The following is a 21845-nucleotide window of genomic DNA, read 5'->3' on the forward strand; positions in this document are numbered from 1 at the left end:
GCGACTGCGGGACTCCGCTTCGCTGCGTTCCGCGCGCTCACGGGTCACATCCGGAAGACGCCGAAGCCGTCGGCGCCCCTCACCGGTACGTTGTGGATCGCCGAGAGGCAGAGCCCGAGAACCGTGCGGGTGTCCCGGGGGTCGATCACCCCGTCGTCGTAGAGCCGGCCGGAGAGGAAGAGCGCGCCGGACTGCGACTCGATCTGCTGCTCGACCATCATCCGCATCGCCGCGTCGGACTCCTCGTCGTAGTCCCGGCCCCGGGCGGCGGCGGCCTGCCGGGCCACGATGGAGAGCACCCCGGCGAGCTGCGCCGGGCCCATCACCGCCGACTTCGCGTTCGGCCAGGTGAACAGGAACCTCGGCTCGTACGCCCGCCCGCACATGCCGTAGTTGCCGGCCCCGTACGAGGCGCCCAGGTTCACCGTCAGGTGCGGCACCGTCGAGTTCGACACCGCGTTGATCATCAACGCGCCGTGCTTGATGATGCCGCGCTGCTCGTACTCGGTGCCGACCATGTAGCCGGTGGTGTTCTGCAGGAAGATCAGCGGGGTGTCCGAGGTGTTCGCGAGCTGGATGAACTGGGCCGCCTTCTGCGCCTCCGCGCTGAACAGCACCCCCCGGGCGTTCGCCAACACCCCCACCGGGTAGCCGTGCAGCTCCCCCCAGCCGGTGACCAGCGCGTCCCCGTACGCCGGCTTGAACTCGTCGAAATCGCTGCCGTCCAGGATCCGGGCCAGCACCTCGCGCGGGTCGAACGGCACCTTCAGATCGGCGCTGACGATGCCCAGCAGCTCCTCCGGGTCGTACTTCGGCGGCTGCGGCACGGCCGTACGTGGCGACGGCCCCTGCTTGCGCCAGTTGAGCCGGCGGACGCACTGCCGGGCCAACCGGATGCCGTCGCGCTCGTCCTCGGCCAGGTAATCGGCGAGCCCGGACGTGCCGGCGTGCATCGCCGCGCCACCCAGCGACTCGTCGTCGGTGACCTCGCCGGTCGCCATCTTCACCAGCGGCGGCCCGGCCAGGTAGACCTGCGACCGGTCCCGAATCATGATCACGTGGTCGGACATCCCCGGCACGTACGCGCCACCGGCCGTGGCGTTGCCGAAGACCACGCTGACCGTGGGGATGCCCGCCGCCGAGAGCCGCGTCAGGTCCCGGAACACCCGGCCACCCGGGATGAAGATCTCCGCCTGGGTGGGCAGGTCCGCCCCGGCCGACTCGACTAAATTGACCATCGGCAGCCGGTTGGCCAGGGCGATCTCGCCGGCCCGCCGGGTCTTCGCGAGCGACCACGGGTTGACCGCGCCGCCGCGTACCGTCGGGTCGTTGGCGACGATCAGGCACTCCACGCCCTCGACCACGCCGATGCCGGTGACCACGCTGGCCCCGACCGGGAAGTCCGTGCCGTACGCGGCGACCGGCGACAGCTCCAGAAACGGGCTGTCGGCGTCCACCAGCAGCTCGATCCGCTCCCGGGGAAGCATCTTGCCGCGCTTGTGGTGCCGGGACACGTACTTCTCGCCGCCGCCCGCCCGGGCCTGGTCCAGCGCCGCGTCCAGCTCGGCCAGCCGTTCCAGTAACGCCGCCCGGTTCGCCACGTACCCCGGTGCGGCCAGGTCAACCGCGCTGTCCAGAATCGTCACAGGCCGATGCCCTTCGCGATGATCTCGTTCATGATCTCGGTGGTGCCGCCGCCGATGCCGAGGATCCGGGCATCGCGGTAGTGCCGCTCCACCTCGGCGTCACGCAGATAGCCGAAGCCACCGTGCAGTTGCAGCGCCTGGTCGACGACCTGGTCGCAGGCGGCCACCGCGACGTTCTTGGCCATCGCCACCTCGGTCACCACCGGCTCGCCCGCAGCCACCCGGACGGCCACCTCGTGCACGTACGACCGGGCCGCCTCGGCGCGGGTGTGCATCTCGGCCAGCCGGTGCCGGACCAGCTGCCGGCTGGCCAGCGGACGTCCGAAGGTCTCCCGGTCCCGGCACCAGCGCACCGCCAGCTCGACACAGCGCTGCGCCGTCGCGTACGCCTGGGTCGCCAGCGACAGTCGCTCGGCGGCGAAGTGCTGCATGATCGCCAGGAAGCCGGTGTTCTCGGCGCCGATCCGGTTGGCCACCGGCACCCGCACGTCGACGAACGACAGCTCCGCCGTGTCCGAGCAGTGCCAGCCCAGCTTCTCCAGTCGGCGCCCCACCGTGAACCCGGGCGACCCCTTGTCGATGACGAGCAGGGTCAGTTCACCGCTGCCGGGGAAATCTGTGCACACCGCGGTGGTCACGAAGTCGGCCCGGTGCCCGCTGGTGATGTACGTCTTCGACCCGTTCACCACGTAGTGGTCGCCGTCGCGGCGGGCGGTCGTGCGGATGCCTGCCACGTCGGAGCCGCCGTCCGGCTCGGTGATCGCCAACGCGCCGATCATCGTGCCGGCCAGGGTGGGCCGGACGTACCGCTCGAGGAGGCCGTCGTCGGCGGGCGACCGGGTGCCGCCGAGCCGGCCGCCCAGCGACCCGCCGGTGCGGGCGCCGGCCGCGGCGACCACGTGCGGCAACGCGATGCCGTGCGTGAACAGGGCCGCGACCAGGCCGGACGAGCCACCCGAGCGGATCAGCTCCTCCGTCACGATGATCGAGTCGAGCAGGTCACCGCCGCTGCCGCCCACCGACTCGGGAAAGCCGATGCCGAGCAGGCCGAGCTTCGCAGCGGTCGCGTGCAGGGCACGGGGGACCTCGCCGGCCCGCTCCCAGTCGTCCAGGTGCGGCAGCACCTCCCGGGTCACGAAGGCCCGGGTCAACTCGCGCAGCTGCCGCCGTTCGGGAGTGTCCACGATGCTCATCGCGCCACCCCCGTCGGCACCTCGGCGGGCAGGTCGACGATCCTGGCGCGCAGCAGCTCACCGAGCGCCTTGGCCTGCGGGTCGAACCGGGTGGACGCGGCCACCCCGGCCCCCAGCAGGCCCTCGATCACGAAGTTGACAGCCCGCAGGTTCGGCAGCTCGTAGCGCCGCACCGACAGCGGCGCCGTCTCCGGCAGCAGCTCGGCCAGCCGCTCGACGGTCAACCAGGCGCGCAGCCACGCGTACCCGGCATCGGTTCGGGCCCAGACACCGAGGTTGGCGTCACCGCCCTTGTCACCCGAGCGCGCGCCGACCAGTTCGCCGAGCACACCGCGCCGGGTCGGGCCGTCGACCGCCGCACCGCCGCCCGGTGCGGTCTCGTCCTGCACTATGGCGGCGGTGCGGACCGGTGGGGCGATCGGCACCCGCTCACCGCCGGGCCGGACCGCGACGTGCGCGACCTCGTCCTGCGGCACGGTGTCGGCGGTGAAGACGCCGTACGGTGTCGCGTCGCCCGGGAGGGTGGTCAGCGTGCAGCCCGGGTAGGAGGCCAGCGCCAGCTCCACCGCGGCGGCCGAGAAGGCCCGCCCGGCGCGCGCCCGGTCGCCGTCGCGCAGGTGTACGTGCAGCAGGGCGCTGGCCACCTCGGTGTCGGCGGCGTCCGGGTGGTCGGTGCGGGCCAGCGTGAACTCCAACCCGTCCGTGCCCACCACCTCCTCGATCTGCCCCCGCACCAGGGCCGCCTTCGCCTCGATGTCCAGCCCACAGAGGACGAACGTCATCGAGTTCCGGAAGCCGCCGAGGTTGTTGACGCCCACCTTGAGCGTCGCCGGCGGCGGGGTGCCCCGGACGCCGGAGATCCGGACCCGGTCCGGCCCGTCGGGACGCAGCGTCACGGAGTCCAGCCGGGTGACCACGTCCGGCCCCAGGTACGCCGGCCCGCCGACCTCGTAGAGCAGCTGGGCGGTGACGGTCTCCACGGTGACCGCGCCGCCGGTGCCTGGATGCTTGGTGACCACGGACGAGCCGTCGGAGTGCACCTCGGCGATCGGGAAGCCGGGGCGGTGCCCGCCGTCGGGCAGTTCGGTGAAGAAGCTGAAGTTGCCGCCGGTGACCTGCGCGCCGCACTCCAGGAGGTGCCCGGCGACGGTCGCCCCGGCCAGCTCGTCGAGGTCGTCGCGACCCCACCCGTACCGGGCGATGGCCGGTCCGACCACCAACGACGCGTCGGTGACTCGGCCGGTGACCACCACGTCCGCACCGGCGTCGAGGCAGGCGGCGATCCCGAACGCGCCCAGATACGCGTTCGCGGTGAGCGCGTCGGGCCGCTGGAGCGCGTCGCCCTCGACGTGCCCCACCTGGGCCGACAGGCCCAGACGGGCGGCGAGCGCCTCGATGGCGGCGGCCAGACCGGCCGGATTCAGCCCGCCGGCGTTGGTCACGATCCGCACCCCCCGGTCGAGGGCCGTGCCCAGGCACGTCTCCAGCTGGCGCAGGAACGTCTTCGCGTAGCCGAGGTCGGGGTCGCGCAGCCGGTCCCGACCGAGGATCAGCATGGTCAGCTCGGCCAGGTAGTCACCGGTCAGCACGTCCAGCTCGCCGCCGTCGAGCATTTCCCGCCAGGCGGTGAACCGGTCACCGTAGAAGCCGGAGGCGTTGCCGATGCGGATCACGCCGGGACTCCGCCTCGGCTGGACGGTTCGCGCCCGGTGCCCGGCGGCCCGGCGAACGCCTGCGCCACGTCGAGCCACTCGTCGGCGACGGGACCCCTGGCCAGCAGGGCGAGGTCCGCCCGGTGGCGGCGGCGGGTGACGAGCAGGCAGAAGTCCAGGAGGGGGCCACTCAGGCGGTCGGCGGCGTCCGCCGGGCCCCAGGTCCACGTCTCCCCGCCGGGTCCGGTCAACTCGACCCGGACCGGCGCCGCCGGTGCCGGTCGGCCGTGGACGGCGAAACCGTGCCCGAGAGTACGCACACCGAGGTGCGCCACGTGCCGGAGGCGGTCGGTGGCGGGGCGGACGACACCGAGGGCGTCGGCCACGTCCGCACCGTGCGCCCAGGTCTCCATGATCCGGGCGGTCGCCATCGAGGCGGCCGACATCCGGGTGCCGTACCAGGGCAGCTTCTCGCTGGCCGGGACCGCGGCGAGCGCGTCGCTGAGCGCCGCCCGTCCGGCCCGCCAGCGGGCGAGCAGGTCGACGGGCGGGGCGAGAAACGCCTCGGCGCCCGCGTCGACCATCCGGTTCGGGTCCGGCGCGGCCGTCACCGTCTCGTAGAAGGCTTCGGCGTCGGTGGCGGCCAGCAGCGCCACGTGGTCGGTCCAGGCGAGGTGGGCGATCTGGTGCCCGATGCTCCAGCCCGCCGCCGGGGTCGGGCGGGCCCAGTCGGCCGCCGGCAGCGGCGCCACCAACGCGTCCAGGTCGGCGGACTCGGCGGCCAGATCCGCGAGCAGGTCACTGAGGTCGACCATGATGCCTCCGGTCGTTGCTGGGCCGGTGTGGCCGGGGTCAGGGCGTGAGGAGGGTGGCTAGCTGGCGTTTCCAGGTGACGAGCAGGGCGGCACGGCGGGCCGAGTCGTCACTGAGCAGGTTGGCCACCCCGAGCCCGCGCAGCAGGTCGAGGGTGGCCTGCACGGCTTCGCGGACGCCGGGACGACGCTCGTCGACCCCGAGCAGGGCGACGGTGAGCCGGTGCATCTCCCGGCCGACCGTCGCCTCCAGCGGGACCAGGGCGTCGCGGAGCTCCGGGTCGGTGCGGGCGGCCACCCACAGTTCGAGCGCGGCGACGAAGAGGGGCCCGGTGAAGGCCACCCCGAGCAGGTCGATCACCCGGTCCAGCCGCTGCGGGCCGGCCGGCAACGCCTCAGCCTCGGTGCGCAGCTCGTTGGCCCGGCGTTCGGCCAGATGGGCGACGGCGGCCGTGACCAGCGCGGCCTTCGTCGGGTAGTGGTGCAGCTGCGCACCCCGCGAGACACCGGCCCGCGCCGCCACGACGGTGGTCGTGGTGCCGGACCAGCCATGATCGATCAGGCAGTCGACGGTCGCCTCCAGCAGGCGGGCCTGGGTCGCGCGACTGCGCTCCTGCTGGGGAACACGCGTCGCGGCGGCGGACGTGGATGCGGCGGACGTGGATGCGGCGGACACGGCAACAGCCTGCGGCCTCCGAAACAAACAGTCAAGACTGACTTTTTATGGCTGGCCGGCGACCGTGCCCCGGTCGAGCTGACCGCGACTGCCCTGCCCGGCCCCTGTCGAGCTGCCCCATGAGTGGGGCAGCGGCGATGCGCCATCTGCCCCTGCCCGAGCCCTGTCGAGCTGCCCCACGGGTGGGGCGGCAGCGACACCTGGTCTGCCCCAGATCCAGGGCAGCTCTACAGGCAGCGGGGGGAGGTCCACCGACCTCAGCTGATTCGCCCGGATCCGCGGCTACGTCCGGGGTCGCTCGGATCCGCGGCTACGTGCGGTGTCGAGGGGATGTGCGGCGTCGGGTCGGTGTGGGTCAGCGGCCGTCGCGGGGGCCGAAGACGGCGAGGGCGTCGGCGTCGCTGTGCTGGGAGCGCAGGTACTCATCGGCCCAGGCGGCGGCGTCGGGGAAGGTCGACTCCGTCGCCACCCGGGCGCAGGCCGCGTCCACGTCGAAGGCGGTGCGGCGCAGCTGGACGCCCGGACCGAGCAGCGCCCACCACGCGCCCGCACCCCCGTACGGCATGCCGATGCTGCCCGGGTTGACCACCAGGCGCCGGTCGACCAGCCGGGTGAACGGCATGTGGGTGTGGCCGCAGACCACCGTCCCGACCTCGGCGGGCAGGCCCGCGAACACCTCCGCCCAGCGCGCCATCCGAGAGTCGACGAGCACCATCTCCTCGTCGTCGCGGGGCGTCGCGTGGCAGAACAGTGTCGGGCCGAGGCCGTCGATCTCCAACGTCACGGTCGTCGGCAGCGCGGCGAGCCGGGCCACCTGATCGTCGCGGAGCTGCCCGGCCGCCCAGTTGGACACCTCGAGAGCGGCGGGCCGGCCGGCCCGTGCGTCGACCAGCTCACGTTCGCAGTTGCCGCCCACCCAGCAGACCTGGTCACCCAGGTCGGCGAGCACGTCCAGCACCTCGACCGGCTGCGGGCCGGACGCGATGTCACCGGTCAGCACGATGAGGTCGGCGGCGGCGACGTCCGGCTCGGCCAGGACGGCCTCCAGCGCGGGCAGTACGCCATGGATGTCGGAGAGGACGGCGACGCGGTTCGGCATTGCCCCACCCTCACCGAGCTGGCGTGCGCACACCAGCGATTCTGCGCGCGGCAGACGAAAACGTCCCCGCCTCCCGTCGGTGACGGCAGGCGGGGACGGGACGTACCGCTCAGACGCGGGCGCGGCGGGCCAGGCGCTCCGGGTCCAGGATGATGATGCTCTTGCCGTCCAGCCGCAGCCAGCCGCGCGAGGCGAAGTCGGCGAGCGCCTTGTTGACCGTCTCCCGGGAAGCGCCGACGAGCTGGGCGATCTCCTCCTGGGTGAGGTCGTGCGTCACGCGCAGCACGCCGCCATCGCGCGTGCCGAACCGGCCGGCCATCTGGAGCAGGTTCTTCGCGACCCGGCCCGGCACGTCCGTGAAGATCAGGTCGGCGAGCGAGTCGTTGGTCCGACGCAGCCGCCGGGCAAGCACCCGGAGCAGCTGCTCGGCGATCTCCGGGCGGTTGTTGAGCCACGGCCGCAGCGCCTGCTTGCGCAGCCGCACCAGCCGGGTGTCGGTCACCGCGGTGGCGGTCGCCGTACGCGGACCCGGGTCGAAGAGCGACAGCTCACCAACCATGTCCGACGGCCCCATCACCGCGATCAGGTTCTGCCGGCCGTCCGCCGCCCGGCGGCCGACCTTGATCTTCCCGGACAGCAGGATGTAGAGGCTGTCGCCGGGCTCGCCCTCATTGAAGACGATCTCGCCCTTGCGGACTTCGATCGTCTCCATCTCCTTGGCGAGCGCCTCGGCAGCTTCCGGGTCGACACCCTGGAAGATCCCGCTGCGGGCCAGTACCTCATCCATCGCGCACCTCCGGTTACGCGTGCCGTCCGTCGGCCGGGGCCGCCGTCCGCTGATCCCCTCGCGCGCCGCCAAGTCTAGGCGCATGTGAGCACGAATCAGAGGTCGCCCCTGGAATCTTGGACGGTGAGCGTAGCCTGCCCGACGTGCTGAGCGATCCGACTCTGACCAGCCGCGCCGAGGACGGGCGGCACATTCCGCTGCTCGTCTGGCGGGCCGACGGGCCCCTGCGAGCGGTCAGCAGCGGCCCGCTCGGCGGTGGGATCGGTGTCCGGCACTGGGTGCTGAACGCGACCGTGCCCATGTCGTACGACCGGGACGACCCCGCCGCCCACCTGACCGCGCTCGCCGCGGACCTGGCCCTCGACGGGCCCGGGGTGGGTCTGCTGACCGGCGTCGACGTGACCGAGGTGGTCGCCCGGACCGACACCGGGGTGCGGGCCTGGGCGACGGTCGGGCTCGGCACCCCGGTGCCCGCCGCCGCGCCGGAACCGGCCGCGCTCGCCCAGCGGGTGGGCACGGTCAACATCGTGGTGTACGTGCCGGCCCGGCTCGCCGACTCGGCGCTGGTCAACGCCGTCGCCACCGCCACCGAGGCGAAGACCCAGGCGATCGTCGAGTTGGGGTTGCTTGGGACGGGCACCCCCACCGACTCGGTCACCGTGCTCTGTCCGATGGACGGGCCCCAGGCCGCGTACGGCGGGCCGCGTTCCACCTGGGGCGCCCCGCTGGCCCGAGCCGTACACGCCGCCGTGCGCGCGGGCGCAGACCGGCCGGTCGTGCCCTGGTCGGACCGGGTAACCGGCTGAACTTCCAACCGATCGGCCCTCGTCGGCGCGTTGCGGGACCGGTATGGTCGCGGACGATGTACGCTTCCGCCCCCCTCGCGCCCCGCCCGTTCCGCCGCGTCGCCCTCGGCCTCGCGGCGCTGCTGGCCGCCCTGCTCGTCGCCGGCTGTGCCGACAGCGGGGAGGCCCCGGTGTGGCAGCCCGGCGCCGGTGGTGGTGGCACCGGAGCGCCGGTGAGCACGGCGGGCCCGAAGGCCAGCGGCGGTGCGTCGGCGTCGGGTGGGGGCGGTGCTATCTCGCTCTCCGCCACCGGCGACATCATCATGGGCAACGCGCCGAGCCGGCTGCCCGCCGCCGGCGGCAAGGGCTTCTTCGACTCGGTCACGCAGGCGCTCAAGGCCGACCTGGTGATGGGCAACCTGGAGGAGCCGCTGACGGTGGACACCGGCACCGGCAAGTGCGGGGCCAACTCCACCCGCTGCTTCCAGTTCCGGGCCCCACCGGAGTACGCCGCGCACCTGCGCGACGCCGGCTTCAAGGTGCTCAACCAGGCCAACAACCACGGCTACGACTATGGGCCGAAGGGCTACGAGAACACGCAGAAGGCGCTGGAGAAGTACGACCTGGAGCACACCGGCGCCCCGGACCAGATCACGGTGGTCGACGTCAAGGGCGTCAAGGTGGCCGTGGTGGGTTTCTCGTCGTACGTCTGGTCCAACAGCCTGGTCGACATCGCCACGGCGAAGACGGTGGTCGCCAAGGCGGCCACCATGGCCGACCTGGTCGTGGTGCAGGTGCACATGGGCGGCGAGGGAGCGGACAAGACCCGGGTGAAGCCGGGCACCGAGATGTTCCTGGGTGAGAACCGGGGCGATCCGGTGAAGTTCTCGCACGCCATGATCGACGCCGGGGCCGACCTGATCGTCGGGCACGGCCCGCACGTGCTGCGGGGGATGGAGTTCTACCAGGGCCGCCTGATCGCGTACAGCCTGGGCAACTTCGCCGGTGGCGGCAACTCGCTGAGCAACACCGGGCGGCTGGGCTGGGGCGGTGTGCTGAAGGTGTCGCTCAAGCCGGACGGGAGTTGGGCCGGCGGCACGTTCACCTCGACGTACATGAACTCCGCCGGCAAGCCGACGATGGACCCGGGCGACCGCGGCCTGGGCCTGGTCACCGAGCTGAGCCGCACCGACTTCCCAAAGGGCGGGGCCCGGTTCGACGGGCAGGGCAGGATCACCGCGCCGACGGCGGGTTGACCCGAGAAGGAACGTCCGGGGCGCGACGTAGGCTGACCGTCGTGACCAGTAGCCCTCCCGGCGCCAGCGAGACCGACCTCGGGCGCACACGTCGTGCCCGCAAGATCGGCCGGGTGCTGACCGAGACGCACCCCGACGCGCACTGTGAGCTCGATCACTCCAACGCTCTGGAGTTGGCCGTCGCCACCATCCTCTCGGCGCAGTGCACCGACAAGAAGGTCAACGAGGTCACCCCGAAGCTCTTCGCCCGCTATCCGACCGCCGCCGCGTACGCCGGGGCCGACCGGGGCGAGATGGAGGAGCTGATCCGGCCCACCGGCTTCTACCGCAACAAGACCGATTCGCTGCTCAAGCTCGGGCAGGCCCTCGTCGACCGGTACGACGGTCAGGTCCCCGGCCGGCTCGTCGACCTGGTGACGCTTCCCGGGATCGGCCGCAAGACCGCCAACGTCATTCTCGGCAACGCCTTCGACGTCCCCGGCATCACGGTCGACACGCACTTCCAGCGGCTGGTGCACCGGTGGCGGCTGACCACCGAAACCGACCCGGTCAAGATCGAGCACGCGATCGGCGCGCTCTACCCGAAGCGCGACTGGACCATGCTGTCGCACCGGATCATCTTCCACGGGCGACGGGTCTGCCACGCCCGCAAGCCCGCCTGCGGGGCGTGCACGCTCGCGAAGCTGTGCCCCACGTACGGCACCGGCCCGACCGAACCGGCCGCCGCCGCCAAGCTGCTCAAGGGCCCCCGGGCGCGCGATCTGGCGGTGGCCGCCGGCGTCGATCCGGAGCTGGTTCCCGCCCAGGCGGTCGCGGCGGAGGTGCCGTGAACCGGCGGCTCGCCCTGCTCGTCCTGCCGCTGCTGCTGGCCGTCGCCGGCTGCACCGGCGGCCCGGCCGACGACCCCGCACCCCGGCCGGCCGCCGCCGAGCGCCCGTCGCCATTCCGGGACTGCGCCGCGCTGAGCACGGCACCCACGGCCACGCCACCCGGCGCCGCGACCCCGGCCGCGCCCGGCTCGGGCACCACGGCTCCCGACAGCGGCGTCGCGACCCCGGCCACGTCCGGCGCGGCACCTGGCGGCGGACAGGCGTTGCCGGAGCTGACCCTGCCCTGCTTCACCGGCGGCGCCCCCATCGCGCTGCGGGACGTGGCCGGGCCGGCGGTGATCAACGTGTGGGCCTCCTGGTGCCCGCCGTGCCAGAAGGAGCTGCCCGCCTTCCAACGCCTCAGCGAGCGGGCCGCCGGCCAGCTCCAGGTGCTCGGGGTCAACAGCCGGGACACCCGCAGCGCGGCCCGGTCCATCGGTGAGGATTTCGGCATCCGCTTCCCGGTCCTGGTCGACCAGGGCGAAGCCCTGCAACGCGAGCTGGAGCGGATGTTCTTCCCCATGACCATCTTTGTCGACGCCGACGGTCGGGTCCGACACATCGACGTCAGTGGGGCGCTCGACGACGCCCAGCTCGCCAAGCTGGTCCGCCAACATCTCGGGCTGGTGGTGTCGGCGTGACCCGTCGACCGCCGAGCTGGATCGAGCCGTTGCTGACCCGGCTGGGCACCGCCCGCGCCGAGGACTTCACCCGGCTGACCACCCCCGCCGAGGGCGGCCGGGAGAGCGCCGTGCTGGTGCTCCTCGGTGAGCAGCCCGGCCTCGGCCCCGACGTGCTGGTCCTGCAACGGGCCGCCACCCTGCGCAACCACGCCGGTCAGCCGGCCTTCCCCGGCGGGGCGGCCGACCCGGAGGACGCCGACGTCCGGGCCACCGCGCTGCGCGAGGCGAACGAGGAGGTCGGCCTCGACCCGGCCAGCGTCACCGTGCTGGCCGAGCTGCCGAAGTTGTGGATCCCGGTCAGCGACTTCGTGGTCACCCCCGTGTTGGCCTGGTGGCACGACCCGCACCCGGTGCACCCGGCCGAGCCCGCCGAGGTGGCGCACGTGGCGCGACTGCCGGTCCGCGAGCTGGTCGACCCGGCGAACCGGCTGCGGGTCCGCCACCCCAGCGGCTGGGTGGGGCCGGCGTTCTCGGCGCGCGGCATGCTCGTCTGGGGCTTCACCGCCGGAGTGCTGGCGGCCCTGCTGGACATGGGCGGCTGGGCCCGCCCGTGGTCGCCCGGCCGGCTGGTCGAGCTGCCGCCCACGGGGGCCACTCCCGCGCCGTCGGCCGGCACCGAAGAGGTCGACGAGACCGCCCTGCGCTGATCACGCGGTCACCTTCCGCAAGCGGTGGTCATCCGGTGGGCGCGCTGCCCGTACGCTGGACCCGTGTCCGTCGTGGATCTCGTTCTGCTGCTGCTCATGCTCGTGTTCGCGATCAGCGGATACCGCCAGGGTTTCGTCATCGGCATCACGTCGCTGTCCGGTTTCTTTCTGGGGCTGCTGCTCGGCCTGCAACTCGGGCCGCTGTTCGCCCGGCAGTTCGTCGACGCCGGCACCCGGGTGCTGATCTCACTGGTGGCGATCTTCGGGTTGGCAGTGATCGGGCAGGCGCTCGCCGGCTGGCTCGGCTCGCACCTGCGCAAGACGATCACCAGCGACGTGGGTCGGCGGATCGACGACATCGGCGGGGCGTTCGTCTCACTGTTCGCGGTGCTCCTGCTGGCCTGGCTGGTCGCTGTGCCGCTCGGGTCGTCGTCGGTGCCCTGGCTCGCCGCCGCGGTGCGCAACAGCGCGCTGATCAGCGTGGTGAACGGGGTCCTGCCGGAGGAGGCGCACCGGCTCTCCACCGCCCTGGAGGACACCGTCGACACCGACGGTTTCCCGGACGTCTTCGGTGGTCTCACGCCCACCCGGGCCCGGCAGGTCGACCCGCCCGACCCGGCGCTGGCCGGCTCCCAGGTGGTGGTCAACGGTCAACGTTCGGTGGTCAAGGTGCTCGGCTCCGCGCCCAGTTGTTCGCGCCGCATCGAGGGCTCCGGCTTCGTGTACGCCGACGACCGGGTCATGACCAACGCCCACGTGGTCGCCGGCACCCGATCGGTGGCGGTGGAGCTGGGCGGGGAGCGGTACGACGGTCAGGTGGTGGTCTACGACCCGAACCGCGACCTGGCGGTGCTGCTCGTGCCGGGGCTGCCCGGCCCGTCGCTGCGGTTCGCCGCCGGCAACGCGGGCAGCGGCTCGGACGCCATCGTGCTCGGCTTCCCGCTGGACGGCCCGTACAACGCGCAGTCGGCCCGGGTTCGGGACGTCGACCGGATCAAGGGGCCGGACATCTACTCCTCCGGCGACGTCACCCGAGAGATCTACACCATCCGTGCTCTGGTGCGCAGCGGCAACTCCGGTGGGCCGCTGCTCTCCGCCAACGGCCTGGTGCTCGGCGTGATCTTCGCGGCGGCGGCGGACGACCCCAACACCGGGTTCGCGGTGACCGCCGCCGAGGCCCGCCCGGTGGCGCTGGCCGGCGCCGAGCGCAACCGGGCCGTCGCCACCGGCGATTGCACCTGAGCGTCGCGCCGGATCACGTCCGGGCCGGTGCGACGAGCGGCAGCTTGGTCCGCCCCCAGCGCAGTCCCCGGTCCAGCACCGCCCGGACCATGATCGCGACGCAGGTGCCGCCGTTGAGGAAGGACGCCAGCACGTCGCTCGGGTGGTGCATCCCCCGGTACATCCGGGTCAGCGCCACACCCACCGGCACCATCAGCAGCAGCGTCCACCAGGCGACCTTCGCTCCGGTGCTGGGCGCCCGCAGGGCCATCAGCACCGCGATACCGACGTAGAGCGCCACCGCCGCCGAGGTGTGCCCGGACGGGAAGCTCGACGTGGGCGGCGAGGCGTCCATGTGCTCCACCGCCGGCCGCTGCCGGTCGATCACCATCGTGGTCAGCAGGAACACCAGCGCCTGGGCGGTCACCGCCGCGCACAGGAACAGGGGCTCCCGCCAGCGCTTCAGCCAGAGCCGCAGCGCCAGCGCCACCAGCACGGTGACCACGACGATCATCTGGGTGCTCGCCAGCGTGCTGAACACCAGCGAGACGTCGTTCCAGCCGCCGGTGCGGTCACCGGCGAACTGCCGATTCACCGCGTCCTCGACGGTGAACGGCCAGGTCCGGGCGAACACGCGAGTGATCAGCACTCCGAGCAGCACCATGAAACCGAACAGGAGAGATACCGGCAGCAGCACCCGCCGGACGATCTGGACCAGGGTGTCGGACATGAGCCGGCCAGTACCCGATCGGCGTCGTCGTCACGCCTCAGGTCTTGTCCGGCTGCCGCTCGACCTCGGGCGCGACGCCGTCGCGCACCGGCCGGACCGGTCGGAGGCCGGTGTGCGCCCGCCAACTGGTGAACGCGGCGGTGGTCGCCGTGACCACCGCCACGCCGAGCAGCCAACCGCCGAGCACATCGCTGGTGAAGTGCACACCGAGCGCGATCCTGCTCAGCCCGGTCACCACGGTGAGCAGCAGTGCGGCGACCCAGAGCGCGACCCGCGAGGCCCAGCGCCGGACGTACGGCAGGAACACCAGCAGCAGCACCCCGGCGGCCAGGGTGGCGTTCAGCGCGTGCCCGGACGGGAACGAGTAGCCGGCGGCCCGCGCCACCGGGTCGAGCAGTTCCGGTCGGTCCCGGCCGACGAGCAACTTGAGCAGTGGACCCATCAACCCGCCGACCACCATCGTCGTGGTCACCCAGAGGGCCAGCCGGCGGGCCCGGCGGCGCAGCAGCCAGATCACCACGAGCAGGGCCACGACCCGCAGCGGCATGGGCGCGAACACCGCACTCCAGACGTCCATCAGCGCGACCCAGGCCGGGTGGTGCACCGCGAGGTCGTGCAGCGCGTCGGTGATCGTCGTGTCCAGCCGGTGCAGCGGCGCCCACGCACCGAGCACCAGCAGCGCGAGCAGGGCGAACGGCACCAGCACCAGGAACGCCGCCGTCGACGCCAGGGTCAGCCGCAGACCCAACGAGTGGTCCGGGTCGAGGCGACGGCGCCGCCAGGACGGGCGCCGGTTGGTGTCGAGGGTACGTACGGCGGGCCTGCTCATGCGGACGCTTCTACCCCACTCGCCGGGCCTTCAGGCCTGCCGTCTGCCGCGCTCAGCGACTGCGCTGGCGGAACCGGCGCACCATCAGCGCCGCACCGGTCACCAGGGCGGCGACGAGCGCGAGCCCGGTCCACAGTTGCTCCGGCGCGGATTCGGCCGGCGCGCCTGCCGGCCGGGCCGTCCACCCGGTCTGCTGTCGTCCAGCGGTGAAACCGAGCGGGTCGCTGCCGGCGCCGCTGACCGGGCCGTTGTCGTCCGAACCGGGGGCCGGACCGAAGCCGACCACGCCCGGCGAGGTCTGATCGTCCAGCGGATTGGCGGTGACCGGGGGAACGTCCGCGGTCAGCGCCGCCACCGGGTCGACCACCCCGTACCCGAAGCGGTCGTCCCGGCCGGTCGGGCCGAGGTCACGGGCGGTGGCCAGCAGCCGGTTGACCACCTCGCCGGCGGGCATGTCCGGAAAGCGGGACCGGACCAGCGCGGCGGTGGCGGCCACCAATGGCGCGGCGAAGCTGGTGCCCTGCACCCGCCAGTACCCGTTTGCCGGGCGGGCGCCGACCAGATTGGTAGCGGGGGCGGTGAGCACTGTCGCCCGGCCGGTGATCGACCCGGACCACAGGTTGTCGCTGCTGCGCTCCAGCCCGGCGACCGCGATCACGCCCGGCTCACGAGCCGGGTACCAGACCTTGGAGTCGGTCGACGTCGCCAGGTTGCCGGTGCAGGCGACCACCACCACGTCCCGGGCGAACGCGTAGTCCAGAGCCGCGGCCAGGGCCGGGCTGTCCCCGCTGCCGCCCAGCGACAGGTTGATCACCCGGGCGCCGTTGTCGACCGCCCAGCGGACGCCCTTCGCGACGATCAGGGCGTCGTCGTACTTGTTGCGTTCGTCCAGCACACGGACCGGGAGGATCCGCGAATCCGGCGCCAGGCCGACCACGCCCCGCTTGTCGTCGTTACGCCCGGCGATCAGGCCCGCGACCGTGGTGCCGTGACCGACCGGATCCGGGCCGGCGCCGCCAGCGGGCCCGACCAGGTCGAGGCCGGGCAGCACCTGGCCGGCCAGGTCGGGGTGGTTGCCGTCCACGCCGGAATCGATCACCGCCACGGTCACGCCCCGGCCGGTCGAGCTGCGCCACGCCGTGTCGGCCCGCAACTCGTCGAGCTGCCACTGCTCGTCACGGACCTGGTCGGTGCGGGTCACGCTGTCACCGGGGGCGAGCGCCGCCGGCGCGCCGGCGAGTTGCCCGCCGCTGCTGGGCGCGGCGACAGGTGCGGCGGTCGGGACCGCGACGGCGAGCATCGCCGCCACACCGAGCAGCGCCCGGCCGGCCCGTCGGGCCACTGCCGGACCGCTGTGCCGAACCCCTGTCACATCTTCAGCCATTCATCCCGACGGAACCACGACGATCGGAGATTACCGGTTTCCCCACCCGTCACGGGAGGAACTACGGAGACAGGTCATGGTGGCGGCAGATGTGCGAGCTGCACGAGGCGTACGCCCTCCCGTCGGGTGACCAGCCGACCACGGCCCGCCGGCAGCGGTCCGGGCCGCACCGGGCCGACCAGTGCACCCTCCTCGGGGCTGCCCGCCATCACCAGCCCCGCGGTGGAGAGCTCCCGCAGCCGCTGCACGATCGGCTCGTACTGGGAACGTCCCGCGCCTCCGGCGCGGCGGGCCAGCACCAGGTGCAGCCCGACGTCGCGGGCGTGCGGCAGATGCTCCTCCAGGGCCCGCAACGGGTTCGCCGGTCCCGCCGCGACCAGGTCGTAGTCGTCGACCAGCACGAACAGTTCCGGTCCCGACCACCAGGAGCGGTCCCGCAACTGCGCCGGAGTGACCTCCGGCCCGGGAGCCCGACGCTCCAGGTACCCGGCGGCCGACTCGACCAGGTCGGCGGTGTGCGCGGCGGCCGTGCCGTACCCGATGAGGTGCGGCGTCTCGATGGCGCCGAGCAGGCTGCGCCGGTAGTCGACCAGGATCACCCGGGCCTCCTCCGGCGTGAACCGGGTGGTGATCGAGGTGGCCAGCGCCCGCAGGAACGTCGACTTGCCGCACTCCGCGTCCCCGAAGACCACGAAATGCGGCTCGACGGCGAAGTCGAGCAGCACCGGCCGCAGGTCCGCCTCGGCGATCCCGATCGGCAGCCGCAGCCCGGTCGTCGCGGCGAGATCCAGGTCGGCGTACGGCAGCACCGGTGGGAGGAGCCGGACGCGGGGGGCCACCGGCCCGGCCCAGCTGTCGGCGATCCGCTTGACGAGGTCGGTGGTGCCCGCGTCCGGGGCGGCGAGCTGCGGGAGCGCGGTGAGGAAGTGCAGGCTCTCCGCCGTCACCCCCCGGCCGGGACGCTCCGGCACGTTCGCCGCCGCCCGCCGGGCCACCAGGGAGTCGGCCGGGTCGCCGAGGCGCAGCTCCAACCGGGAGCCGAACAGATCCCGGATCGCCGGGCGGAAATCCAGCCAGCGCAGCGCCGTGGCGACCACGTGCACCCCGTACGACAGGCCCCGGGTAGCCAGGTCGGTGACCAGCGGTTCCAGGTCGTCGTACTCGCCGCGGACGGTGCTCCAGCCGTCGATCACCAAAAAGACGTCGCCGAACGGGTCGGTGCCCGGCTGGCTGGTCGTTCCCGCCGCTGCGCGACGCTGCCGGTACGCGGCCATCGACTCCACGCCCAGCTCAGCGAACCGGCGCTCCCGCTCGGCCAGCAGGGTCGTCATCTCGCCGACCGTGCGCCGCACGGCGGTCGGATCGGCGCGGCCGGCCACCCCGCCCACGTGCGGCAGGTCGCGCAGCGCCGCGAGGCCACCGCCGCCGAAGTCGAGACAGTAGACCTGCGCCTCGGCCGGGGTGTGGGTGAGCGCCAACGCGCAGATCAGCGTGCGCAGCGCGGTGGACTTGCCGCTCTGCGGCGCACCGACCACCGCGACGTGCCCGGCCGCACCGTCCAGGGTCAGCCAGAGCAGGTCCCGGCGCTGCTCCAACGGCCGGTCCACCACTGCCACCGGCACACCCAGCGCGCCGTGCAGCTCGGGGTTGCCCACGGTGAGCCCGCGCGCCCGGTCCACCTCGACGGGGCCCACCAGCTCGTCCAGGGCCGGTGGCTCACCGAGCGGCGGAAGCCACACCTGGTGGGCGGGCGGGCCCTGCCCGACGAGCCGGTCGACAAGCAGGTCGAGCAGGGTCTCCCGGTCGCCCTCGTCCTCGGCAACCATGGTCAGGGCCGGGGTGGCCGGCTCGGGCAGCGGCACGGCGTGGGTGGTGAACGTGAGCAGGCGGGCGCCGCCGCCGGCCGAGGCCCCCGCCGTCGCGGCGCGGCGGCGCACCGTTCCGGAGACGTACGCGGCCTTGAAACGGGCCAGCGGATCGGTGCCGGCCCGCAGGTAGCCGTGGCCCGGCGAGCGGGGCAGCTCGTGCGCGTCCGGCACGCCGAGCACCGTCCGGGACTCCAGCGCGGAGAAGGTGCGCAACCCGATCCGGTACGACAGGTGCGTGTCGAGCCCGCGCAGCCGGCCCTCCTCCAGGCGTTGGCTGGCGAGCAGCAGGTGCACGCCCAGCGACCGGCCCAGTCGGCCGATCTGCACGAACAGGTCGATGAAGTCCGGCTTGGCGGAGAGCAGTTCGGAGAACTCGTCGCAGATCAGCAGCAGCGACGGGAGCGGGGCGAGCGGACTGCCGGCCGCACGGGCCCGCTCGTAGTCGCGCACACTGGCGAAGTTGCCGGCGCGGCGCAGCAGCTCCTGCCGGCGGACCAGCTCCCCGTTGATCGCGTCGACCATCCGGTCGACCAGGGGCAGCGCGTCGGCCAGGTTGGTGATCACCGCGGCGGTGTGCGGCAGCCGGTCGAACGGCGCGAAGGTGGCACCGCCCTTGAAGTCGACCAGGACGAAGTTGAGCTGCTCGCTGCTGTGCGTCGCCGCCAACCCCAGCACCAGCGTGCGGAGCAGCTCGGACTTGCCGGACCCGGTGGCCCCGATGAGCAGGCCGTGCGGGCCCATCCCGTCCTGGGCGGACTCCTTGAGGTCCAGCTCGATGGCGCCGCCGTCGACACCCACCCCGATCGGCACCCGCAGCCGGTCCCGGGCCGAGCGCGGCGCCCAACCCTGCTCGGCGGTGAAGCTCTCCGGATCGCCGAGACCGAGCAGCTCCGGCAGGCCCAGCTCGACCTGGAGCGGGGCGTCCGGCCCGCGGGCCGTGCCGGCCAGCCGCAGCGGCGCCAACCGCCGGGCGACCGCCTCGGCGTCGGCGAGGTCGAGGTGGTCGGCGGTGCCCACCTCCGCGTGCCCCTCCACCGACCACGAGTGCAGTCGCCGACCGCGCAGCTCCAACAGCAGCGCGTACCTGTCGAGCAGGCGGGGCGGCGGAGTGTCCAGGTCCAGCACGGTGACCGCGTCGATGCCGCCGTCGCCGGTCAGGTCGGTGGCGCCGGTCAGGTCACCGCCGTCGAGGACCACCACCACGTGCGGGCCGTCGGTGGCCGGTCCGGCAGGGCTGAACCGGGACCGGCTGGCCAGCACGTCGCCGAGCAGCCGTTCCAGCTCCGCGCCCGACGAGGTCACCAGCCGCACCGGCCCGAGCGCGTCCGTGCGAGAGGGATGGTGCGCGTGCGGGAGCCACTTCACCCACTCCCAGTCGGCCCGGCGTTCCGGGCCGGCGCAGACCGCGATCAACAGCTCGTCGGGGGCATGGAACACGGCCAACTGGGTCAGCACCGCCCGGCCCAGGGCCTGGGCGGCCAGGTCGCCGATGGGCCGCTCACCGCTGGCCGGGCCACCGGCGGCGGTCCGCACGTGCACCCGGGCGAAGCTGCGCAGCGACAGGGCCACCGGCAGCTCCGGCACCACGGAGTACGCGTCCAGGAAGCGGCGCAGCGCGCCGGCGGTCATCGGCTCCAGCTCCTCGAGCGGTCGGGTGACCGGTCCGACGAGCGGGGTGGCCAGGGTCTGCGGCCCGACGGCGACGCGTACCACCGCGAAGTCCGGGTCGGCGGGGCGGCGTTCCCAGACCCGGCCGCTGTCCACCGTCGACCACAGCCGACCCGGGTCGGGGTGTCGGTAGTAGAGCCCGGCCCGCTGCTGCCCGGCGGTCTGCCGGACCCGGCGGCGCAGCGTGGCCAGGTGGCGCAGGTACTCCCGGCGGGCCGCCATCATCTCCGACTTCTTCGGGGTGCCCGAGGCGCTGCCCCACGAGGTGACCAGCATCGCCAGCGACGAGAGCCCGAACATCCCGCCCACCACGTACGAGTAGGCGCCGCCGCCCCGGCCGAACATCATCGCCATCGCCACCGTGCCGCCGAGCATGGGCAACACCATCAGCATCTGCTGCCACCGGCCGCCGGCCACCGCGGGGATCTCCGGCGGCGCCTCGACGGGCAGCTCACCGACGGGGATCTCCGGCGCCGGCCGACGCGGCGGGCGCTTGATGACGACGGTGGACACTCGGCCTCCTGACAGCGCTGGGTAACCCGAGCCTGGCTCATCGTAGGTAAAGTCCTGTCGTCCGCGCAGCCTCCGATCCCCCTCGATATGGAGATCACTCGATGACAACCGGGCTGGCCCGCGTCACCATCAGCGCGCCGCAACGGCGGGTCGACGTCGCACTGCCGGAGCAGGTGCCCCTGGCCGAGTTGCTGCCCGACGTGCTTCGACACGCCGGCGAGGGCCTGGCCGACGACGGCGAGCGGCACGGCGGTTGGGTGCTGCGTCGTACCGACGGGGCGCTGCTGGCGACAGCGCAGGCGCTGCTGCCGCAGGGGGTCCGCGACGGTGAGGTGCTGCACCTGGTGCCGGCCCGCGCCCACTGGCCCGAGTTGGAGTACGACGACGTGGTGGAGGCGATCGCCGACGGCGCCCGCCGCCGAGGTGGGGCCTGGTCACCGGACGCCACCCGGGTCGCCGCTCTGGCCGGTGCCGCCGTGCCGCTCGCCGTCGGGCTGTTCGCGCTGCTCGCCGGCGGTCCGACGCTGCCCAGCGGCTGGTTCGCGGCGGCGGTGGTGGCGCTGCTGCTCACCGTGGCCGGCGCGGTCGCCTCTCGCGCCAACGGCGACGGCGCCGCCGGGGCGACGCTCGGCGGCTACGCCCTGCCGTACGCCTTCGTGGCCGGCGCCCTGGCGATCGGTTCCGGCGATCCGGTCGGCCCGCTCGGGCCGGTGCGCTGGGTCGGCGCACCCGAACTGCTGACCGGCTCGGTGGCGTTGCTGCTGGTGGCGCTGGTCGGTCTGCTCGGGGTGGCCAGTCGGCTGCGGGTCTTCGTGGCCGGCGTGACGGTCGGTCTGCTGGGTGCCGGCGCGGCGCTCGGCGCGCTGCTGCTGACCCCCGCCGGCACGGCGGCGGTGCTGCTCAGCGCGCTGGTCTTCGCCCTGGGGGCGATCCCGCTGCTCGCCATCCGGTTGGGCAAGCTGCCGTTGCCGCCGATCACCCTGCCGGCCGCCGCGTCGGGTGCCGAGCCGGAGCGTCCCCGGGACCTGCCGGACCGGGGTCGGGTGCACGCGGCCGTCACCCGCACCGAGGAGGTGCTGACCGGAATGCTGCTCGGGCACGCCGTGCTGGCGGTGGGCGCGACGGTCGTCCTCGGGGTGGCCGGTGGGACCGCCGGCCCGGCGCTGGTGGCGGTGGTCTCGGCCGTCCTGCTGCTGCGGTCGCGGCTGTTCGTGGCGCTGCGGCACCGGGTGCCGACGGTGCTCGCCGGCCTCGCCGGCTACGCGGTGCTGGGTGCGGTGCTTCTCGACCGGGCCGACGACACCGGCCGGTTGGCCCTGGTCCTCGGTGGCGCGGCGCTGGGCCTGGTGACCGTGGCCGCCGGCACCGGGTACGCCCGGCGAGCGGTCTCGCCGTACCTCGGAAGGGTCGCGGACCTCACCGACACGGCCCTGGTGGTCGCCGTGGTGCCGGTCGCCTGCGCGGTGCTCGACCTGTACGACCGGGCCCGGGGGCTGCTCGGTTGAGCGGCTCCCGGGCCCGGTCGTA

18 protein-coding genes are annotated in these 21845 nt (G+C 73.6%); 7 read left to right on the forward strand and 11 right to left on the reverse strand.

Going from position 1 to position 21845, the window contains the following annotated elements; translation table 11 throughout:
* Positions 1–44: 44 nt before the first annotated feature.
* The 7 genes from OG505_RS28555 to OG505_RS28585 form a co-directional block, all read right to left on the reverse strand.
* On the reverse strand, positions 45–1646 hold the full coding sequence (locus tag OG505_RS28555) for an acyl-CoA carboxylase subunit beta (protein WP_405429132.1): 1602 nt from the start codon (positions 1644–1646) through the stop codon (positions 45–47).
* Positions 1643–2839, reverse strand: coding sequence for an acyl-CoA dehydrogenase family protein (locus tag OG505_RS28560; RefSeq protein ID WP_405429133.1), 1197 nt, complete (start codon positions 2837–2839; stop codon positions 1643–1645). Before OG505_RS28560 ends, OG505_RS28555 begins: the two co-directional genes overlap by 4 nt.
* On the reverse strand, positions 2836–4452 hold the full coding sequence (locus OG505_RS28565; protein ID WP_405434773.1) for an acyclic terpene utilization AtuA family protein: 1617 nt from the start codon (positions 4450–4452) through the stop codon (positions 2836–2838). Before OG505_RS28565 ends, OG505_RS28560 begins: the two co-directional genes overlap by 4 nt.
* Positions 4453–4508: 56 nt before the next feature.
* Complete coding sequence (locus tag OG505_RS28570) at positions 4509–5306, reverse strand: TIGR03084 family metal-binding protein (protein ID WP_405429134.1); 798 nt, start codon at positions 5304–5306, stop codon at positions 4509–4511.
* Between the two features lie 37 nt (positions 5307–5343).
* On the reverse strand, positions 5344–5979 hold the full coding sequence (locus OG505_RS28575) for a TetR/AcrR family transcriptional regulator (RefSeq protein ID WP_405429135.1): 636 nt from the start codon (positions 5977–5979) through the stop codon (positions 5344–5346).
* Between the two features lie 355 nt (positions 5980–6334).
* Positions 6335–7078: a metallophosphoesterase family protein gene (locus OG505_RS28580; RefSeq protein ID WP_405429136.1), complete on the reverse strand. Its 744-nt coding sequence runs from the start codon at positions 7076–7078 to the stop codon at positions 6335–6337.
* A gap of 109 nt (positions 7079–7187) precedes the next feature.
* Positions 7188–7865, reverse strand: a complete 678-nt coding sequence (locus tag OG505_RS28585; protein WP_007466162.1) for a Crp/Fnr family transcriptional regulator — start codon at positions 7863–7865, stop codon at positions 7188–7190.
* A 143-nt stretch (positions 7866–8008) separates the two neighbouring features.
* Here OG505_RS28585 and OG505_RS28590 point away from each other — a divergent pair, with 143 nt between their 5' ends.
* The 6 genes from OG505_RS28590 to OG505_RS28615 all read left to right on the forward strand — a co-directional run bounded on the left by OG505_RS28590 (position 8009) and on the right by OG505_RS28615 (position 13347).
* Positions 8009–8671 carry an adenosylcobinamide amidohydrolase gene (locus OG505_RS28590; RefSeq protein WP_405429137.1) on the forward strand — a complete coding sequence of 221 codons (663 nt, stop codon included), beginning with the start codon at positions 8009–8011 and terminating at the stop codon, positions 8669–8671.
* 56 nt (positions 8672–8727) lie between these two features.
* A complete protein-coding gene (locus OG505_RS28595) occupies positions 8728–9906 on the forward strand; it encodes a CapA family protein (RefSeq protein WP_405429138.1) in 1179 nt (392 codons plus the stop codon).
* A 41-nt stretch (positions 9907–9947) separates the two neighbouring features.
* Positions 9948–10736 (forward strand): endonuclease III, encoded by a 789-nt coding sequence (nth, locus tag OG505_RS28600; protein WP_405429139.1) that lies wholly within the window; start codon positions 9948–9950, stop codon positions 10734–10736.
* Positions 10733–11416, forward strand: coding sequence for a TlpA family protein disulfide reductase (locus OG505_RS28605; RefSeq protein WP_405429140.1), 684 nt, complete (start codon positions 10733–10735; stop codon positions 11414–11416). Before nth ends, OG505_RS28605 begins: the two co-directional genes overlap by 4 nt.
* Entirely contained in the window at positions 11413–12105 is a 693-nt protein-coding gene (locus OG505_RS28610; protein ID WP_405429141.1) for an NUDIX hydrolase, read from the forward strand. Before OG505_RS28605 ends, OG505_RS28610 begins: the two co-directional genes overlap by 4 nt.
* A gap of 63 nt (positions 12106–12168) precedes the next feature.
* Positions 12169–13347, forward strand: a complete 1179-nt coding sequence (locus tag OG505_RS28615; RefSeq protein WP_405429142.1) for a MarP family serine protease — start codon at positions 12169–12171, stop codon at positions 13345–13347.
* A 13-nt stretch (positions 13348–13360) separates the two neighbouring features.
* Here the strand turns inward: OG505_RS28615 and OG505_RS28620 are convergent, their stop codons facing one another.
* The 4 genes from OG505_RS28620 to eccCa all read right to left on the reverse strand — a co-directional run bounded on the left by OG505_RS28620 (position 13361) and on the right by eccCa (position 20318).
* Positions 13361–14056, reverse strand: coding sequence for a phosphatase PAP2 family protein (locus OG505_RS28620; protein ID WP_405429143.1), 696 nt, complete (start codon positions 14054–14056; stop codon positions 13361–13363).
* 37 nt (positions 14057–14093) lie between these two features.
* A complete protein-coding gene (locus OG505_RS28625; protein WP_405429144.1) occupies positions 14094–14885 on the reverse strand; it encodes a phosphatase PAP2 family protein in 792 nt (263 codons plus the stop codon).
* A gap of 52 nt (positions 14886–14937) precedes the next feature.
* Positions 14938–16269, reverse strand: a complete 1332-nt coding sequence (mycP, locus tag OG505_RS28630; protein ID WP_405429145.1) for a type VII secretion-associated serine protease mycosin — start codon at positions 16267–16269, stop codon at positions 14938–14940.
* Between the two features lie 74 nt (positions 16270–16343).
* Positions 16344–20318: a type VII secretion protein EccCa gene (eccCa, locus tag OG505_RS28635; RefSeq protein WP_405429146.1), complete on the reverse strand. Its 3975-nt coding sequence runs from the start codon at positions 20316–20318 to the stop codon at positions 16344–16346.
* A gap of 101 nt (positions 20319–20419) precedes the next feature.
* Here eccCa and eccD point away from each other — a divergent pair, with 101 nt between their 5' ends.
* Positions 20420–21823 (forward strand): type VII secretion integral membrane protein EccD, encoded by a 1404-nt coding sequence (eccD, locus tag OG505_RS28640; protein ID WP_405429147.1) that lies wholly within the window; start codon positions 20420–20422, stop codon positions 21821–21823.
* Positions 21824–21845: the final 22 nt, after the last annotated feature.

Source organism: Micromonospora sp. NBC_00617, assembly GCF_045161355.1.
Lineage (GTDB): Bacteria > Actinomycetota > Actinomycetes > Mycobacteriales > Micromonosporaceae > Micromonospora.

Excerpts from the sequence above, each read along its gene's own strand:
- OG505_RS28560 (WP_405429133.1), bottom strand. The coding sequence starts at position 2,839 with ATGAGCATCGTGGACACTCCCGAACGGCGGCAGCTGCGCGAGTTGACC.
- OG505_RS28565 (WP_405434773.1), bottom strand. The coding sequence starts at position 4,452 with ATGCTCGACGGCGGCGAGCTGGACGTGCTGACCGGTGACTACCTGGCC.
- OG505_RS28570 (WP_405429134.1), bottom strand. The coding sequence starts at position 5,306 with ATGGTCGACCTCAGTGACCTGCTCGCGGATCTGGCCGCCGAGTCCGCC.
- OG505_RS28580 (WP_405429136.1), bottom strand. The coding sequence starts at position 7,078 with ATGCCGAACCGCGTCGCCGTCCTCTCCGACATCCATGGCGTACTGCCC.
- OG505_RS28585 (WP_007466162.1), bottom strand. The coding sequence starts at position 7,865 with ATGGATGAGGTACTGGCCCGCAGCGGGATCTTCCAGGGTGTCGACCCG.
- OG505_RS28595 (WP_405429138.1), top strand. The coding sequence starts at position 8,728 with ATGTACGCTTCCGCCCCCCTCGCGCCCCGCCCGTTCCGCCGCGTCGCC.
- OG505_RS28620 (WP_405429143.1), bottom strand. The coding sequence starts at position 14,056 with ATGTCCGACACCCTGGTCCAGATCGTCCGGCGGGTGCTGCTGCCGGTA.
- OG505_RS28625 (WP_405429144.1), bottom strand. The coding sequence starts at position 14,885 with ATGAGCAGGCCCGCCGTACGTACCCTCGACACCAACCGGCGCCCGTCC.
- mycP (WP_405429145.1), bottom strand. The coding sequence starts at position 16,269 with ATGGCTGAAGATGTGACAGGGGTTCGGCACAGCGGTCCGGCAGTGGCC.
- eccD (WP_405429147.1), top strand. The coding sequence starts at position 20,420 with ATGACAACCGGGCTGGCCCGCGTCACCATCAGCGCGCCGCAACGGCGG.